This is a genomic window from Sphingobacterium sp. 1.A.5 (genome assembly GCF_002734235.1).
Classification (GTDB): Bacteria; Bacteroidota; Bacteroidia; order Sphingobacteriales; family Sphingobacteriaceae; genus Sphingobacterium; species Sphingobacterium daejeonense.
Genome location: NZ_PEBA01000012.1, coordinates 110,852 through 128,438, shown reverse-complemented (window position 1 = coordinate 128,438; position 17,587 = coordinate 110,852). Strand labels below are relative to the sequence as shown.

Sequence of the window (17,587 nt, the reverse complement as noted above, 5' to 3'; positions counted from 1 at the left end):
TCTATTTAAAGGAATGATAAGAAGATACGAGAATTTTGATTCTCGTATTTTTTTTGGTCTCTTTTTTTGGAAATTGAACGGTATGTAAAGTTAAATCATCATTTCCAACAATCAGCTCATTATAAAAACCTCGAAACTTGATATCCTTTATCCAAAATGAGCCATTGTCATCTGATTCAATATTTATATTCTCTTGTAAGATGGATATGAGAGAGCCAGTATCAATTCCCAAAACCTTAGCTTTGTTTGCTGAAAGGATATTGCTTTTTGCCAACAATCTGGCCGTATAAGGAGTATTGGGTTTGGAGTATAATTCCTTTGGTTTTCCATAATCTGCAATTTCTCCAGCTTTCATGACCAAAAGGTAATCAGACATTGCCAGAACTTCTGCAGGGTCATGAGATACCAAAATAACGGTAAGCCCAGTTCTGGCTACTATGTTCTGGATATCCTGTTGCAATTCGTCCCTGAATGCAGCGTCAACTTGGTTAAAAGGTTCATCCATCAACAATACTTCAGGATCATTGATCAAAGCTCTAGAGATGGCAACCCGCTGTTTTTCACCACCACTAAGGTCTGCCACTCTTTTCTGAGCCAAGTGGTCAATTCTTAATTGTTCCAAAACTTCCTGAGTACGTTTGGCTTTCAGTTCCAGATTCGTGTTTGATAATTGAGATGCCACATTATCCCAAACCTTGGCGTAAAGATTCAAATCGTCAAAACCTTGGGAAACCAATTTCATGGCGTCATGACCTGGAATCAACTTGTCTTTTCTTGTAGGAACTAACCAACCTCGATATCGCACTTCACCGGTACTTGGTTCCAATAATCCATAGATCAATTTCAACAAAGTACTCTTTCCACTTCCTGATTCTCCGATTATGGCGGTTATTTTGCCTTCCTCAATGCCATAGCTGACCCGGTTTACTGCCGTAACCAGCACTTTCCCATCAAAAACAGTCGACACATCCGATCCATGGATCAATGGAAGATCAGGCTTTTGAACATCAGAAAATATATATTGACAAGACTTAGATTGTTGAGCCATAAAAAATGTCGGGTTTTTTGAACCCGACACAAAAATACAGTTTATGAATCGTTTTTGCTATTAAAAACCTAGGGTTAATCCAAATGTTAGATTTCTCAGACCTTCTTGTTCAGGGCTTTTCTCAAACAAATCATTCATATAATATTTAGCAAACAAACCTAGATTATCATATCCTATCCTCACAAAAGGACCGTACTGAAAAGTCTGTAAGTTATAGTTGTCTTTGAATTTCTGCTTGCCATTTGCATCACTTTTTAAACGTTGTGTTCCTTTTAGCAAAATCCCTGTCATTGCACCGAATGCCAATTTTACACGTTTTCCATTTTCCAATTGTTTGCTTCTAAGTTCAAATGATAGGGGTAACCTTAAGTAAGTGGATGTAATTACATTTTTAGAATAGTTCGCAGACTCATCCAGCTCCACATAATCTATTGGCGAGGTATTTTCCAATAATTGGATATTCTGCTTCAATCTCCAATAATTCCACTCAAAACCTGCTGATAAATAAACTTTAAACTGATCTGAAAACCTGATTCCATATTGAGCAATATCAAAACCGAAGTTTGATGATCTTTTATAGCTCATGAACTGTTTTTCTTCAGATAATGTGAAACTACCCTCGTCAGATAACCTTGAGAAACCCCAGTCAACACGTGTAAAGGTTATCCCTCCATAAGATCTTGGGTAGGTTATCTCCTTTTTGATGGAATCTTTATCCTCCTCATCTACTTTACCGATACTCAAAGAATAGGATTTGCTGTCTGTAGAGTCATTTTTTTCCTTTTTATAAACGATCTGTGCAGATGCGCTACTCCCAATAAATGCTATTGAAGCAATGGTCAATAAATAGTTTTTAATATTCATGTTATCTTCTGGTTTTTGCAATACTGTTAAATAAATCTACTTTTATGGTACCCTCGTCATCACTGCTGAATTTGACAGTTTTATTTGATGGGTTTATGTTTTCGGCAATGTTGTTTAAAATATTGGTGAAAATGGTTTGTTTCTTTTTCGGCTGCTGTTTGACTTCTGCATACATGACATCTTCGTTTTCAATAATGTTTACCAATGGTTGGATAGGTGCAACCTCTATGGCACTCAGTTCAACCTTGTTTTGGTCAATTTCGTTCAATACGATGGCATTAATAACTTCCATTTCACTAGCTGGAGCAATCTTTTCATAAGATTTCTTCGTTTCACTCAAAGCTAACCTGTTTCTAGAATCAGCTAATCTATCTAGTTTCGCTTCGTCAGTTTTTGCTATAGTTTTTTCAATAGCTATCGTACCTTCAAGTGCGGGATTCTTAGATTCGGCTAAAACTGATTCTTTCCTCTGTGAAATCACTTTTTCAACTGGCTGATTGATGGTTGTCGAAGGAAATTCCAATTTCTGCTGATCTTCATTTGGAAGTTTTTCCACTTGATTTACTTCTTTGCTAGCTAACTGAGGTCGAACAGTTTCATTATTGAGTATTCGATCAGGCATATTCAGGCCGATTCCAAGAGCGATTAATAAGCAAGCACCAATTGCCCAAACCTGCCAATTCAGCTTAGGTTTCATTGGTATTACTTTAGTTTCGTCCAGTTTGGATTCAATTCCCTGCCATACTGAAGCAGGTGGAGTTGCTTCTTGGTCTTTCAGACTATCAGAAAACATTTTGTCTAGATCTTGATCTTTCATATTCCTAATTCCTCCATTTTTTGAATACGCTCTTTGAGCCAATTTCTTGCTCTTGAGAGCTGAGATTTTGAACTGCCTTCTGATATGTTCAACATTTCTGAAATCTCCTTGTGATTGTACCCCTCTATGGCGTACAGATTAAATACCGTCCGATATCCCATCGGAAGTCTTTTAATAAGGTTCAGTAGATCTTTGTAGTCCAGGTGATTTAATGAAGCTGTACTTGAGAACTCCATTTCCCTAGCAGTCAATTGATCTGTTGAAAGAAATTGGATCTTGTTCTTTCTGAGGCTTTCTATAGCCGTATTGACCATGACTCTTCGTATCCAACCTTCCAATGAACCTTTACCTTCATACATTTCACATTTGCTAAAGACCTTGATAAATCCATTCTGTAGCATGTCGTTTGCTTCATCTTGGTCTCTTGCGTATCGCAAGCACAACGCGTACATCTTGGATGCAAATAAATTATACAGCTCCGATTGAGCCTGTCGTTCATTCGACTTGCATCTCTCCCATATATGTATAACGTTATTAGGCTCCAATGTAATCTGGTTTATTTTAAGACGCGGGTTGGCCTAAAAGGGTTGCAACAGAATAAAAAATTAATTCAATTTTATCGTTCTGCTCTGGTCATCAGCTACTTCTATTTGAACAATGGCTGCGTCTTCAGGAATTAAATTAGGGATTTTCTCTGGCCATTCTATAAAACAATAGTTGTCGGAATAAAAATATTCCTCATATCCTAAGTCAAAAGCCTCTTGTTCATTTTTCAATCGATAGAAATCAAAATGATATATTGGCCCCTGCGCTGAGCTATATTCATTTACAATGGAAAAAGTTGGGCTAGAAGTACTATCCTCAACGTTCAGAAAATCACAAATTGCTTTAATAAATGTAGTTTTTCCGGCACCCATTGGTGCTTGAAAAACAAATACTCTTTTGTCACTTGCATTGTCTATTAGCCATTTGGCAGCATCAGGCAAAGCTTCAGGATTAGCAACTTTAAACTCCATTAGATTTTTGAATTATTTTGGACTGTAGGTGATAAATGGAATAATCATTTCTTCCAAGGATATACCTCCATGCTGAAATGTTCCATTGAAATAGTTAACAAACTGATTGTAGTTATTAGGATATACGAAATACGTATCTTCCTTGGCGAATACATAAGTCGAGCTGACATGTACTCGAGGTAGCTGTGCTTCCAAAGGGTTTTTGATTATAAATACATCCTTTTCTATGTAATTGAGGTTTTTGCCTTGTTTGTATCTTAAGTTCGTGTTCGTGTTGCGGTCACCAATTATCTTACTTGGTTTTTTAACCCTAATTGTCCCATGATCAGTTGTGATGATTACCCGAACATTTTTTTGGGACAACCATTTCAGAACATCCAACAAAGGGGAGTGTTCAAACCAAGAAAGAGTCAAAGACCTATATGCTGCTTCATCATTTGCCAATTCTCTGATCATAGCCATGTCCGTACGTGCATGGGAAAGCATATCTACAAAGTTATAGACCAATACATTCAGATCATTCAGCATGTATTTATTGATGTTCTCCAACACATCTTTTCCTTGGTCCATCGTAATTACTTTGGTATAACTATGTTTGATATCTCTACGATAAACTCTTTTAATCTGATCAGCTAGAAAAACATCTTCATATAGGTTTTTTCCACCTTCATCATCATCATTTTGCCATTCATTAGGAAATCTTTTTTCCATTTCTAAGGGTGTCAACCCGCTGAATATTGCATTCCGTGCATATTGAGTTGCTGTAGGGAGTATACTATAGTAACTGTCTTCTTCTTCTACACGATAATAATCGGTCATTACTTCATTGATAACTTTCCATTGATCATATCTCAAATTGTCGATTAAAAAAAAGAAGGTAGGTTTTTCAGGTTCCATTTTAGGGAATACCTTAGTCTTGAAAAGCTGGTGAGACAATATTGGACCGTTTTCAGGGTTTTTGGTCCAATTCAAATATTCTTTTTCAATAAACTTCGAGAACAATAAATTTGCTTCCGACTTTTGCATGGTCAATATTTCGTGCATCCCTGCATCTTCAAGTTTTTCTAAAGAAAGTTCCCAATACAGCAGTTTTTTATAGGCTTCGATCCATTGTTGATAATTTAGGTTATTATTCATGCGCATGCCCAATTCTCGAAAATCTTGCTGATAGGCCATGGATGTTCTTTCAGAAATCAAACGTTTATTCTCCGTAAACTTTTTGATGGTCAAGAGAATCTGTTTCGGGTTTACAGGTTTGATTAAATAATCGTCTATTTTAGCTCCGATAGCATCTTCCATCAGGTGCTCTTCCTCATTTTTGGTAACCAAAATAGTGGGTATTGAAGGGTTGATGGCTTTTAATTTGTCCAATGTTTCAAGTCCAGTCAATCCAGGCATGTTTTCATCCAGAAATACCAAATCAAAGGGCTCGTTCTGAAATGCTTCTACGGCATCCGAGCCATTGTTTACGGTTTTAACCTTATAATCTTTATGTTCCAATAATAAAATGTGAGGCTTTAGGAACTCAATTTCATCATCAGCCCAAAGTATATGTATTTTCTGCATGTGTCTTTCCTTATATGGGCTAATTTACGGCTTTTCTGATAGTATTTTGTAGAAAGTGATTAGTATTTAGGCAAGTGGTTTTAGAAAGGTGTCAAATAGGGGTCTTGTTCGACTCTTGTTCCTCTTTTGTTCGCAGGTTGTTCGGACCTTGTTCGGACCTTGTTCGGAACATCGCCGAACGAGGTCCGACCAAGGTCCGAATGAGAGAGGACGGAGAGTGGAACAAGAGTCGGATAAGATCAGGGATATATTCTAAAAGAAATTACTATGCATATTGGGGGTGTATTTTGTTTTGATAAAAGGTTTGAGGTTGCCAATTTTCCTGAGTTTTGTTGGTTAAACATTACATATTGCAGTGGTTTTAATTCTTTTTGGTTTTTTTTTAACATTTATTAAGTACCATGTATGTATCTTTGCCCGTATCTTAGCCATAATATACAGCATAATACCTGCAGATTTGGCAAGATATTTAATCACTATTTTAGGCATTTGAACAAGAAAAAAATTATAAATGACCCCGTCTACGGTTTTGTAACGATTCCGTCAGGGTTTATTTATGACCTGATTCAACATCCCTACTTGCAAAGACTGCGTTACATAAAGCAGGTTAGTATGACTCATTTGGTTTATCCTGGGGCATTACATACTCGCTTTCAGCATGTTGTAGGTGCTATGCACTTGATGAGCTTAGCCATCGAAACGCTCAGGGGTAAAGATGTTGAAATTTCCGAGGCTGAAGAAGAAGCAGCATTAGCGGCAATTCTGCTGCATGATGTAGGGCATGGCCCATTCTCACATTCTCTCGAGCATACACTAGTCGAAGGAGTTTCGCATGAACTTATCTCCGCACTGTTGATGGATAAGTTGAATACAGAATTTAATGGTCGACTAAACCTGGCCATCACCATATTTAACGATCAATATCATCGAAAATTTCTGCATCAATTGGTTTCGAGCCAGTTGGATACAGATAGGATGGATTATTTGAACAGAGATAGTTTCTTTACGGGAGTTTCTGAAGGGGTAATTTCCTTCGACCGTATTATCAAGATGCTGAATGTGAAGGATGATGAGTTGGTTGTTGAGGCTAAGGGGATTTATTCAGTTGAAAAGTTTCTGATCGCAAGGAGATTGATGTATTGGCAAGTATATTTGCACAAAACAGTCATTACTGCGGAGCAGATGATGATTAAGGCCCTTACTAGAGCTAAGGAGTTGAGCAATGGAGGAGTAAAACTATTTGCTACCCCTGCCTTAGATCATTTCTTGAACAATAAAATCGATAAAGAAACATTTCTTTCGGATGAGTCGCATTTAGCCTGGTTCACTCGTTTAGACGACACTGATATTTTATCGGCTATTAAGATTTGGGCAGATCATGACGATTTGATTTTAAGTGCGTTATGTTCTAAGTTGATCCATAGGGAACTATTCCGTACGGAATTGAGCAATACCCCATTTTCAGCGGATTATGTTTTGGAACTGAAGGAACGAATTATGGATCGGTTCAAGATTGGTGAAGAAGATTTGGACTATTTTTTATATCAACAGGTTATTGGGAACAATGCGTATGATTCATCTGTGAGCAAGATCTGCGTTTTGTTTAAAGATGGCCAGTTGAAAGATATTGCTGAGGCATCTGATTTGTCCAACATTGAATCATTATCCAGGAGGGTTGAGAAATACGCGATTACTTACCCCAAGGAAGTTGGATTCATTCCCACTGACCAAAGAATAATTATTAACATATAACACAAGAATTACTGAATGCAATTTACCGCGGAACAAATAGCGACATTATTAAAAGGACGGGTTGAAGGAAGTCCGGAGATCATGGTTGATCAGTTATCCAAGATCGAAGAAGCCAGTTCCAGCAGCCTTACTTTTTTGGCGAATCCAAAGTACGAACACTTTATATATGAGACTGAGGCGGGGATTATCGTAATCAACGAAGACCTGGTCTTGCAAAAGCCTGTAAAATCCACTCTGATACGAGTAAAGAATGCTTATTCTGCCTTTACGGAGCTTTTGAAGCTTTATGATGAATTAAGAAATGATAAACAAGGGATTGATGATCAGGTATTTGTTCATGAATCTACTACATTAGGAAAAGATATCTATGTTGGCGCTTTTAGTTATATCGGCAAAAACGTAGTGATAGGAGATAAAGTAAAGATTTATCCTCAAGTATATATTGGAGACAATGTTAAGATTGGGGATCAGGTAACCTTGCTTCCGGGCGTAAAAGTTTATAACGATTGCAGCATTGGTAACCGCGTGATTATACATGCTGGATCAGTGATTGGAAGTGATGGTTTTGGTTTTGCACCTAAAGAAGATGGGTCGTATGAGAAGATTCCTCAGATAGGGAATGTAATTATTGAGGATGATGTTGAGATTGGAGCAAATACGGTTGTAGACCGTGCTACTCTTGGGTCAACAAAAATATTAAGTGGTGTAAAATTAGACAACTTGATTCAGATTGCCCATAATGTAGAGATAGGTTCGAATACGGTTATAGCTGCACAGACGGGTATATCTGGCAGTACCAAGATTTCTGAGAATGTGGTGTTGGGTGGTCAAGTCGGAGTTGTGGGTCATATAACGATTGCTAAAGGTTCTCAAGTGCAGGCACAATCAGGGATCAATAGGTCGATTACGGAGGAGAACAAAAAGTGGGGTGGTAGCCCGGCTTTTCCTTACAATAATGAGCTTCGCTCGCAAGTGTTATATTCGAAGCTTCCGGAACTCGAAAAACGCATTTCAGAGTTAGAAAAGCAATTAAATGATAAAAATAATAGCTAACTTTACCGGATAATTTTTTTGCAAACCACTAATGTTAGATATGAATGTAAAACAGAGAACCATTAAATCTGATGTCCATTTTTCGGGCGTTGGCCTTCACACGGGGAAACAGGTCAACGTAACATTGAAACCAGCAGATGAGAATCACTGGTATAAATTCAAGAGAATAGATTTAGAGGGTCAACCAATTGTCAATGTTGATGCTGACAATGTGAGCAATACGGCTAGGGGAACTACTATTTCACAGAATGGTGCTTCCGTTAGTACGATTGAGCATTTGATGGCTGCATTAGTTGGCCTGCAATTGGATAATGTTTTAATAGAAATAGATGGTCCTGAGGTTCCTATTTTGGATGGTAGTTCAGCGATTTTCATCGATAAGATTCAAGAAGTAGGGTTTCATGATCAAGAAGCTGACCGCGAGTATTTCGAGGTCACAGATAATATACATTATACAGATCCAGAGAGTAAAGTAGAGATTGTTGCGATGCCTGTTGATGGTTACCGTATTACCTGCATGATTGATTTCAATTCACCAGTTTTGGGAAGTCAGCATGCATCCTTGAGCAATCTGGATGAATTCAGCAAAGAGATAGCTGGTAGCCGCACTTTTTGCTTCTTACATGAGTTAGAGGCTTTAGTTAGTCAAAACCTAATTAAAGGGGGAGACTTGTCGAATGCGATTGTGATTGTTGACAAAGAGGTTACTGAAGGAGAGTTAGATAAATTACAGGATTTATTTCATAAGCGTGTTGAGGTTGCTCAAGAGGGTATCTTGAACAATATTTCATTGCGTTATCAGAATGAACCTGCAAGACATAAATTGTTGGACATGATTGGCGACCTTGCCCTAGTAGGGAAACCAATTAAGGGCCATATTATGGCAGCACGTCCTGGACATGCTGCAAACGTTGCATTTGCTAAACGCATAAAAGGTCAAATGAAACGTGAAAGGAATAAAAAGAACGTAAAGGTTTATGACCCCAATACACCTCCTGTGTATGATACAGTTCAAATCATGAATATTTTGCCGCATCGTCAGCCATTTTTGATGATCGACAAGATATTGGAACTGTCTGAAACACATGTGGTTGGTCTTAAGAACGTGACGATGAACGAGGATTTGTTCATGGGTCATTTTCCTGGTGCTCCTTTATTTCCGGGTGTATTGCAGATTGAGGCAATGGCACAAACTGGGGGTATTTTGGTCTTAAACACCGTTCCTGACCCTGAAAACTGGTTGACATTATTCTTGAAGATTGAAAATGCGAGATTTAAGAACCAAGTTGTACCTGGGGATACTGTTATTTTCACTTGTGAGTTGTTGGAGCCGATCCGTCGCGGAATTGCAAGGATGAAAGGAGTTGGCATGGTTGGTGATAAAGTAGTAAGTGAAGCAGAATTGATGGCCCAGATCGTTAAGGTCAAAGGATAATTAAAATTAGAATGATTCAACCATTATCATATATACATCCTGAGGCAAAGATTGCACAGAATGTTGTTATTGAACCTTTTTCTACTATCCATAAGGATGTAGAGATTGGTGAAGGTACTTGGATAGGCTCGAATGTTACCATAATGAATGGTGCGCGTATTGGTAAAAATTGCAAGATTTTTCCTGGTGCCGTGATTTCAGGTGAGCCTCAGGACCTTAAGTTTGAGGGCGAGATCACAACTGCTGAAATCGGTGATAATACGACAATCCGTGAATGTGTAACCATTAATAGAGGTACAAAGGATAGATATCGTACCGTGATTGGTAAGAATTGCTTAATTCAGGCTTACAGTCATATTGCCCACGATTGTTTTATTGGAGATAATTGTATTTTCTCAAATTCTAGTACGTTGGCAGGTCATATCACTGTTGGTGATTATGTGGTTCTTGCAGGAATGGTTGCTGTGCATCAATTCTGTAAAATTGGATCACATGCTTTCGTAACAGGTGGTACCTTAGTAAGAAAAGATGTACCTCCGTATATTAAAGCGGCAAGGGAACCTATTTCATATGCGGGGATTAACTCTGTGGGATTGAGAAGAAGAGGTTTTTCAAATGAGCAGATCAATGAAATTCAAAATATCTACCGTGTGTTATTTGTTCAACATAGTAACTTAGGTAAAGCACTGGATATTGTTGAGGCTGAATTTGAAGCAACAGAACTAAGGGATGAAATCTTAGGTTTTGTAAGGGCTTCAAACCGTGGTGTAGTAAAGGGATTTGGGCAAGGAAAATCGGGTATTTAATATAAAATAGCAGATTATTTGAATATAATTTTACAAGATATTGGTAGGAGGTATGATAGGGAATGGATTTTTAGACATCTCGATTATACCTTTTCTTTTGGAAACAGTTATGCTATCTTAGGTCCGAATGGATCTGGGAAATCCACCCTAATAAAAGTTTTGACAGGCTCATTGGCACCCAGTGAAGGCACAATGAGATTTGAGGACAGGGGAGTGGAGCTTGGAGCAGAACATGTTTATCAAAAGATAAGTCTTGCTGCGCCTTATATTGAGTTGATAGAGGAGTTTACCTTAAATGAAATGATTGATTTTCATTTTAGGTTTAAAAAAATCCTTCCATCCTTTACGGTTGAGAAAGTGAAGGATACCTTAGGTTTTCCAAAACACACATTTCAAAAAGAGATCCGGCATTTTTCCTCAGGTATGAAGCAAAGGGTGAAGCTTGTTTTGGCATGTTGTTCTGAATGTCAAGTTTTGTTTTTGGATGAGCCGACGAGCAATTTGGACAAAGAAGGAGAGGGTTGGTATTTGAATCTTTTGGAAAGCAGCAAGAGTGATCGAATTTTGATTGTAGGTTCAAATCAAGAACATGAATACAGTTTTTGTGATGAATATCTACAAATAATGGACTATAAGTAAGGTGATAATCACCTTTTTTTATATTTTTGCGGTAGAAATAAAGAAAAATTATGGCAAAGGCTTCAGACGTTAAAAGTGGAAATATACTTCGTTTCAATGGGGAATTAGTTTCGGTAGAGGATTATATTCACCGTACCCCTGGGAACTTACGTGCATTCTATCAAGCAAGAATGCGTAATGTTAAGACTGGAAAATTAGTAGAATATAGATTCAGGACAGATGAAGAGGTAGAAATTGCTCGCGTAGAGACCAATGACTACCAATATTTATATGAAGATGGTGAATTTTTCGTGGTTATGGACAACGAGACCTACGAGCAATTCAACATTCCGAAGGTTCTTTTTGGTGATTCAGCAAGGTTCTTGAAAGAAGGCATGAATGTAATCGTTGCTTTCGAAAGCGAAGAAGCTATTATGGCTCAAACACCTGCAAGTGTGGAATTGGAAATTACTTATACAGAACCAGCAGTCAAAGGTGATACATCTACCAATGCATTGAAAAATGCTACTGTTGAAACTGGAGTTGAGATCCGAGTTCCATTATTCATCAATCAAGGAGATAGAGTTAAAGTAGATACGCGAACAGGTGATTACATGGAGCGTGTTAAATAAGATTTTAGGTTTAGGTTGATTATTCGGTCTTGATAGCTCCCACGCTACAAGGCCGTTTTTTTTACTATGAAAAAGGCAGATCTCAGGAAAATATTCAAGGAAAAGCGAAATGAACTTACAGAAGTGCAGGTCTCTGCTATGGACTTGTTGATCTTTGAAGAATTGACTTCCTATGATTGGTCCAACATCACATACCTGCATTGCTATCTTGCGATTGCCAAATTCAAGGAATTTGATACCATGCCATTTATTGAATGGATTTGGAAGAATCATCCATCCATTCAGATTGTTATATCCAAATCTGATTTCAGGACTCATCAACTACAGCATTATGTTCTGGATAAGGATACGATCCTAAGCCATAACTCGTGGGGTATTCCAGAGCCAGAAGGATCAATCGAGGTAAATCCCAAAGATATTGATGCTGTATTGGCGCCTCTGCTGATATTTGACGTGAATGGAAATAGGGTTGGCTATGGCAAGGGTTTTTATGATCGTTTTTTTGCTTCCTGTAAACCGACAGTATTACGGACTGGGATATCATATTTCGAACCTATAGCACAGATAGACGATATCAATGAGTGGGATGTTCCTATTTCAGTGGTTTTTACCCCAATGAAAACATATTTCCTCTAAAGATTTATTTCCTCTGTTTTTGGAATTATTAGCTTTGGTTTACAATTTATTGAAACAATAAAGCGTTTAAATAAGAAACCTATCACAAATAGCTCCACAAGCTATTAGTTAATGGTTAAAATATATGGAGAAATTGGGCAATCAGCGATACGTTCTGAATTACCAGAAAATATGAGAAAGTTTGTCTAAAAAGCTTAATAAACAATTTTTCGTTATTTACTCCCTGTAATGCTATTGATGGCATAAATATTTTGGCACTGCCAGAACATTAGTTTATCCATGCTTTTTAGACAAAAACTTTCTTTATTTATAAAGAATTCTAAATTTAATAGTGTGGTCTACCTGTTTAAGTTGCTTTAACATCTGTTTATCATAAGCAGCATCAATATCTGTCACTGCATAACCGACCTCCCCTCTGGTCATTAAAAATTGAGAAAAGATATTAATGTTATTTTCAGCGTAAATATTGTTTATCTGTGCCATGACACCTGGAACGTTATTATGGATATGCAATAATCTATGTGCACGAGTCAGGTTTGGCAATGTCAGGTTAGGGAAATTCCTGCTTTGGTCTGTATCGCCATTATTGATGAATCCTGCCATTCTGCGAGGAATAAATTCAGCATTTCTTTTTTTATTCTTTTTATCATCAAAAACAACAATTCCCTTTTCATTACAAATAGCTTTGGATAAATGACCTTTTACATCACCCAAATAACCAATTGTTTTTAGTTTATCAGCGCGCGATAATACATCATCTGAGATTGATTCACCATTGGCTAGCAATAACATTCCGACATCTTTCACATATTTCTCTTCCAACGTTTCCTTTACGCGGATTGAAAAACCATCTCTTTTGAGGATATGGGCAGCGATTTCAGGCACATCACCTACGATAAGACATAAGATTCTATTCTTAGGGTAAGAAATTGCTCTTGGAAGATCATTCACATAAAGGAATTCATCGAAGCTTGGCGCTATGTGATCAGCTTTGTCCGTTACCGATTGGCGTGAAATGTTTTCTGTGAAAGCGTAGAATTTTTCTATTAAACCTGATTCTTTAAGTTGAAAGTCCGAATATCCATCGCCAATACCGAATATTCTACCATCAATATTTAGTTGTTTTAGGAGCTTAACCTTTCCGCCTTCATCCGATAGGGGGTTTGCTTCATCATAGCCAATAATATTGCCTTCAGCGTCAAATCTGAATGTATTCGCATAGATATTTTCCTTTTTGATATGATAAGGACTTACTACCGGTGTGATAAATTCTTTAAACCCACCAGAGACAATCCATGCAGTATCGGAGTGTTCTTTGAAAAACTCCTTATTTCTACTGAAAGACTTGGATACCTTTTTCTTTAGATGAGCGATTAACTTATCCAAATGAGTGCGGTTTGCCTGTAATAAATTAACACGACCAGCAAGACTTTCGCGGAAGGAGATTTTTCCTTCCATGGCGAGGTTAGTATAACGTTCGATTTCTCGGTATATTTTCTCCTGGTCAGGGTGATTTTCCAAAGAAATCCTTGCCAATTCGTCAAGAGCCTCGACTTGGGTGAAAGTGCTGTCGAAGTCTATGATGTAATAATTTTTCACTTTATGGTTGTTTAGATTGTTATTTCACATAATAGGCATAGCACACATCCTTTAATGTTTGTTCTAAAGGTTTGAATGTATAGCCTAGTTTTTCCTTTATTTTGGAATTATCGTATTGTAGTTTGCTATTAGCAGCTCTTGCAGTTTCCGCAGTAATTGCGGGCCTTTTCCCATTGAATACAGATGCTACCTTTGACAATCTCCAGGCAACAGACAACAGCATTGGTGTTGCTTTGATGCTTGGAGCTGGTTTGTTCATAAGCTCACTGATTTTTGTCAATAGATCTTGGTTGCTGATATTTTCAGCATTCAGAATAAATCTTTCTGCAGAAATATCACTGTTCATGAGTTCAATCATAATTTTTGCAACATCACTGACATCCACGATTCCAACAGAACCCAACGGATAAATTTTATTTCCTTTTTCTACCAGGTCAAATATTGCTCTTGATCCTTTTTCTCCCCAACCTATTCCCATGATAACGGAAGGGTTTACGATGACCGCATCCAATCCTTCAGCGATTCCACGCCATACTTCCATTTCACTCTCGTATTTGGCAAGTGAATATTTTGAAAGTTTTGGATTAAATTCCCATTTATCCTCTTCGGTTACCGGTAGTCCTTTTTTACTAAATCCAAGGGCAGCGATTGAACTTACATGAAGCAGTCTTTTATTGTACTGAAGGCACAGATTAACGATATGTTTTGTTCCTTCCACATTTGTTTGGACAACCTCTTTGGCATCTTCCTTTTGGTATGAGATTTTAGCTGCGCAGTGATATACATGATCTACTTTTGGGATGATATCTTCAAGGGCGAAATAATCGGTGATTTCAGCATCTGCCCATTGGATGAGCGATGAAGATTTGAGATGGTCAGGAATGATTGACGAGGTTCTTTTTAAGGCAATGACACTATGCCCATCATCAATGAGGTATTGCAATAACGTAGACCCTAAAAAACCTGTTCCGCCAGTAACTAATATCACTTCCTAACTTATTGTTGAAAAATTATGTACTTCAAAAGTAAGTTAATAAATGCATATTTGCTAAATACAAGAGGATAATCTCAAGAAAAATTGAGGATTTAGACAATCAATATGACATTAGCTGATTTTTTATCGCCCATCTCCCTAAAAGAATTAGGTCTTTCAGAAGACTATTACAACTCACAGTTCGGAAAATCAATTGAAAAGTATACTGAAACTTTCCCTAATTGGGAGGAAGATGGTAACTATCCACAGATTGCCATTTTCGGAGTCGAGGAGGGGCGTTCAGCTGTCAACAACAATGGGACACAGAAAGGTCCTGATATGGTGCGGAAACACCTTTATGATTTATATCAAGGCGATTATAAGGTTAAGATCGTTGATTTGGGGAATATCAAGGCTGGTGCGACAGTTCGAGATACGTATGTTGCGGTTAAGCTGGTGATGGAGGAATTGATGAAAAAGGATATTCTTCCGATTTTAATCGGTGGGGGACAGGATCTGACTTATGCTCAATACACAGCTTATGAGAAATTAGAACAGCGTGTTGATGTTGCGATTATTGATTCTAGATTTGATTTGGATCAAGAGAATGCTGAGGACATGCCTTTGAATTCTCAAACCTATCTAAATCACCTTATCCTTCATCAGCCTGATTATTTGTTCAATTTAAGCAATATTGGATTTCAGACCTATTTGGTTAGTAAAGAATCCATCAATATGTATGATAAGCTTTTCTTTAATGCGATGCGTTTGGGGAGTTTTTCGGGCAAATTGGATCAGGCAGAGCCTATTATTCGTGCTGCGGATATGGTTAGCTTTGATATTGGTGCCATACGAGCTTCAGAAGCAGGAGGGAACGCCAATGCAGGCCCTAATGGTCTTTATGGAGATGAAGCATGTCAATTAGCACGTTATGCGGGTATGTCTGATAAGTGTAGCTCATTTGGAATCTATGAATATAACCCTACGTTTGATCCGATGGGACAAACAGGGATGTTGATTGCTCAAATGATTTGGTGTTTTATCGATGGATATTACAGCCGGAAGAAAGATGCGCCAATGTATCCGAAGTCCAATTATATCATCTATAGAACCACATTGGAAGCGGAAGATTATGAATTGGTATTTGTGAAGAGTAAGAAATCTGATCGTTGGTGGATGCAAGTTCCATATTTTGGATCTAAGTCAGTAAATGAGCGCTTTTATTTAGTTCCATGCCGTTATGAAGACTATCAAATGGCAGTATCTGGAGAGATGCCAGATTTATGGTGGAAAACACACCAAAAACTTCAATAAAAAGTTTTAAATAGTCGAGCGAATATGGAAGTGGTTTATTTGATTTCTTTAGTAGTATTGGTTATTGTGTGCGCCGTATTGATTTGGCGGGCTGCAAGATCTGTTTCACGTGAAGAATTCAATAGGCAACAAGACGGGCTGAAGGATTTGCAGGTAGAATACGGCAAGGTTCAGGAGCGGGAAAAGTTATTGTTGGCTGACCGAGATCGCTTGATAAAGGAACTTAAAGAAGAAGTGCTGACTAGGCAAAGTGTTGAGAGAAGCCTTGAAGGTACCAACGCTTACCTGCAGGCTCAACAGGAAAAATTTGCTGAGCAAAAGACTGAATTGCAGAATATGAAAATCCAGTTCAACAATGAATTTCAAGTCTTGGCCAATAAAATCTTAGAAGAGAAATCAACAAAATTCACTCAATTAAACCAACAGAATATTTCTCAAGTATTGGAACCTTTGAAGGAAAAGATCAAGGTTTTTGAAGAGAAGGTTGAGAAATCATATCAGCAGGAATCAGCGGAGCGCAACGTTCTGAAAGGCGTTGTGGAACAGCTGATGCAACAGAGCATTCAGATTAAGGACGAAGCGAATAACCTCGCAAAAGCTCTGAAAGGAGACAATAAAAAACAAGGAAATTGGGGTGAGGTAATTTTAGAGCGTGTTCTTGAGCGCTCAGGATTGATCAAAGACCAAGAATATAAATTGCAGGCATCAGTGATGGAAGCGGATGGGAGGCGGTTTCAACCGGATGCGGTGATCTATCTTCCAGATGAAAAGCACCTTATTGTTGATGCCAAGCTATCCTTAGTCGCTTATGAAAGAGCCGTCAATGCAGATACAGATGAGGATAGGTTGCTATTTGTTAAACAGCATGTACACTCTATTGAGAGTCATGTCCGCGAACTTTCAGCCAAGGATTATCATTCTCTTTATGGTATTCAATCTCCTGATTTCGTGCTTTTGTTTATTCCTATCGAATCATCCTTGAGCTTAGCTGTTAACCACAAGCCTGAATTGTTTAGTGATGCATGGGATAGGAGAGTTGTGATCGTGAGTCCATCTACCTTATTGGCTACCCTACGAACTATCGCGAGTGTCTGGAAACAAGAGCGACAAAACCGCAATGTATTGGAAATTGCCAAAGAAGCCGGCCTTCTCTATGATAAATTTGTGGGGTTTCTTCAAGATATGGACCAATTGCAAGCCATAATACAAAAAGCGGGCGAAAAGCATGAAGACGCGATGAAGAAATTAAGCTCTGGCTCAGGGAATGTCATCCGAAAAATAGAACAATTGAAAACGCTTGGTGCGAAAGCCAATAAACAGATTGGCGATAAGTATATCGAAGATTAATTGCTTCAAATTATAAGTTATAACTACTACATTTTCTCTGCGTTGTTGTTTTTCTAAAAAATATGGTAATTCCTCTATATTTGTTTGATTTACAGCTTTAATGACTTACAT

At 37.9% G+C, this 17,587-nt stretch carries 17 protein-coding genes; 9 read left to right on the top strand and 8 right to left on the bottom strand.

Translation table 11 applies throughout. The features are described 5' to 3' along the window. Position 1: 1 nt before the first annotated feature. From CRT24_RS07585 to CRT24_RS07560, 6 genes are read right to left on the bottom strand one after another with little or no spacing between them, the layout of a single operon-like run. Positions 2-1,048 (bottom strand): ABC transporter ATP-binding protein, encoded by a 1,047-nt coding sequence (locus CRT24_RS07585; RefSeq protein ID WP_099370641.1) that lies wholly within the window; start codon positions 1,046-1,048, stop codon positions 2-4. 60 nt (positions 1,049-1,108) lie between these two features. Then, the gene (locus tag CRT24_RS07580) at positions 1,109-1,912 is read right to left on the bottom strand and encodes an outer membrane beta-barrel protein (RefSeq protein ID WP_099370640.1); all 804 of its coding nucleotides are present in this window, start codon (positions 1,910-1,912) and stop codon (positions 1,109-1,111) included. Between the two features lies 1 nt (position 1,913). Further along, positions 1,914-2,729 carry a hypothetical protein gene (locus CRT24_RS07575; RefSeq protein ID WP_099370639.1) on the bottom strand — a complete coding sequence of 272 codons (816 nt, stop codon included), beginning with the start codon at positions 2,727-2,729 and terminating at the stop codon, positions 1,914-1,916. Next, positions 2,726-3,274 carry an RNA polymerase sigma factor gene (locus CRT24_RS07570; RefSeq protein WP_099370638.1) on the bottom strand — a complete coding sequence of 183 codons (549 nt, stop codon included), beginning with the start codon at positions 3,272-3,274 and terminating at the stop codon, positions 2,726-2,728. Before CRT24_RS07570 ends, CRT24_RS07575 begins: the two co-directional genes overlap by 4 nt. A gap of 60 nt (positions 3,275-3,334) precedes the next feature. Further along, positions 3,335-3,745 carry a tRNA (adenosine(37)-N6)-threonylcarbamoyltransferase complex ATPase subunit type 1 TsaE gene (gene tsaE / locus CRT24_RS07565; protein WP_099370637.1) on the bottom strand — a complete coding sequence of 137 codons (411 nt, stop codon included), beginning with the start codon at positions 3,743-3,745 and terminating at the stop codon, positions 3,335-3,337. A gap of 12 nt (positions 3,746-3,757) precedes the next feature. After that, positions 3,758-5,311 carry a PglZ domain-containing protein gene (locus tag CRT24_RS07560; RefSeq protein ID WP_099370636.1) on the bottom strand — a complete coding sequence of 518 codons (1,554 nt, stop codon included), beginning with the start codon at positions 5,309-5,311 and terminating at the stop codon, positions 3,758-3,760. Between the two features lie 489 nt (positions 5,312-5,800). On the opposite strand from CRT24_RS07560, the gene CRT24_RS07555 reads away from it, so the two are divergent. The 7 genes from CRT24_RS07555 (at position 5,801) to CRT24_RS07525 (ending at position 12,243) form a co-directional block, all read left to right on the top strand. After that, positions 5,801-7,063 (top strand): HD domain-containing protein, encoded by a 1,263-nt coding sequence (locus tag CRT24_RS07555; RefSeq protein WP_257213989.1) that lies wholly within the window; start codon positions 5,801-5,803, stop codon positions 7,061-7,063. Between the two features lie 15 nt (positions 7,064-7,078). Further along, positions 7,079-8,116, top strand: a complete 1,038-nt coding sequence (lpxD, locus tag CRT24_RS07550; RefSeq protein ID WP_099370634.1) for a UDP-3-O-(3-hydroxymyristoyl)glucosamine N-acyltransferase — start codon at positions 7,079-7,081, stop codon at positions 8,114-8,116. A 40-nt stretch (positions 8,117-8,156) separates the two neighbouring features. After that, complete coding sequence (locus tag CRT24_RS07545) at positions 8,157-9,551, top strand: bifunctional UDP-3-O-[3-hydroxymyristoyl] N-acetylglucosamine deacetylase/3-hydroxyacyl-ACP dehydratase (RefSeq protein WP_180269084.1); 1,395 nt, start codon at positions 8,157-8,159, stop codon at positions 9,549-9,551. A gap of 11 nt (positions 9,552-9,562) precedes the next feature. Continuing rightward, positions 9,563-10,357 (top strand): acyl-ACP--UDP-N-acetylglucosamine O-acyltransferase, encoded by a 795-nt coding sequence (gene lpxA / locus CRT24_RS07540; protein WP_099370632.1) that lies wholly within the window; start codon positions 9,563-9,565, stop codon positions 10,355-10,357. A gap of 18 nt (positions 10,358-10,375) precedes the next feature. Then, complete coding sequence (locus tag CRT24_RS07535; RefSeq protein WP_099370631.1) at positions 10,376-10,996, top strand: ATP-binding cassette domain-containing protein; 621 nt, start codon at positions 10,376-10,378, stop codon at positions 10,994-10,996. A 50-nt stretch (positions 10,997-11,046) separates the two neighbouring features. Next, positions 11,047-11,607, top strand: coding sequence for an elongation factor P (gene efp / locus CRT24_RS07530; protein ID WP_099370630.1), 561 nt, complete (start codon positions 11,047-11,049; stop codon positions 11,605-11,607). A 66-nt stretch (positions 11,608-11,673) separates the two neighbouring features. Continuing rightward, entirely contained in the window at positions 11,674-12,243 is a 570-nt protein-coding gene (locus CRT24_RS07525; protein WP_099370629.1) for a 5-formyltetrahydrofolate cyclo-ligase, read from the top strand. Between the two features lie 303 nt (positions 12,244-12,546). On the opposite strand, the gene CRT24_RS07520 is transcribed toward CRT24_RS07525, so the two are convergent. Beyond that, the gene (locus CRT24_RS07520; RefSeq protein WP_099370628.1) at positions 12,547-13,842 is read right to left on the bottom strand and encodes an HAD-IB family phosphatase; all 1,296 of its coding nucleotides are present in this window, start codon (positions 13,840-13,842) and stop codon (positions 12,547-12,549) included. 19 nt (positions 13,843-13,861) lie between these two features. Then, positions 13,862-14,830, bottom strand: coding sequence for an NAD-dependent epimerase/dehydratase family protein (locus CRT24_RS07515; protein WP_099370627.1), 969 nt, complete (start codon positions 14,828-14,830; stop codon positions 13,862-13,864). A gap of 111 nt (positions 14,831-14,941) precedes the next feature. On the opposite strand from CRT24_RS07515, the gene CRT24_RS07510 reads away from it, so the two are divergent. Beyond that, entirely contained in the window at positions 14,942-16,129 is a 1,188-nt protein-coding gene (locus CRT24_RS07510) for a formimidoylglutamase (protein ID WP_099370626.1), read from the top strand. Between the two features lie 24 nt (positions 16,130-16,153). Continuing rightward, positions 16,154-17,476: a DNA recombination protein RmuC gene (locus tag CRT24_RS07505; protein ID WP_099370625.1), complete on the top strand. Its 1,323-nt coding sequence runs from the start codon at positions 16,154-16,156 to the stop codon at positions 17,474-17,476. The last annotated feature ends 111 nt before the right edge of the window (positions 17,477-17,587 follow it).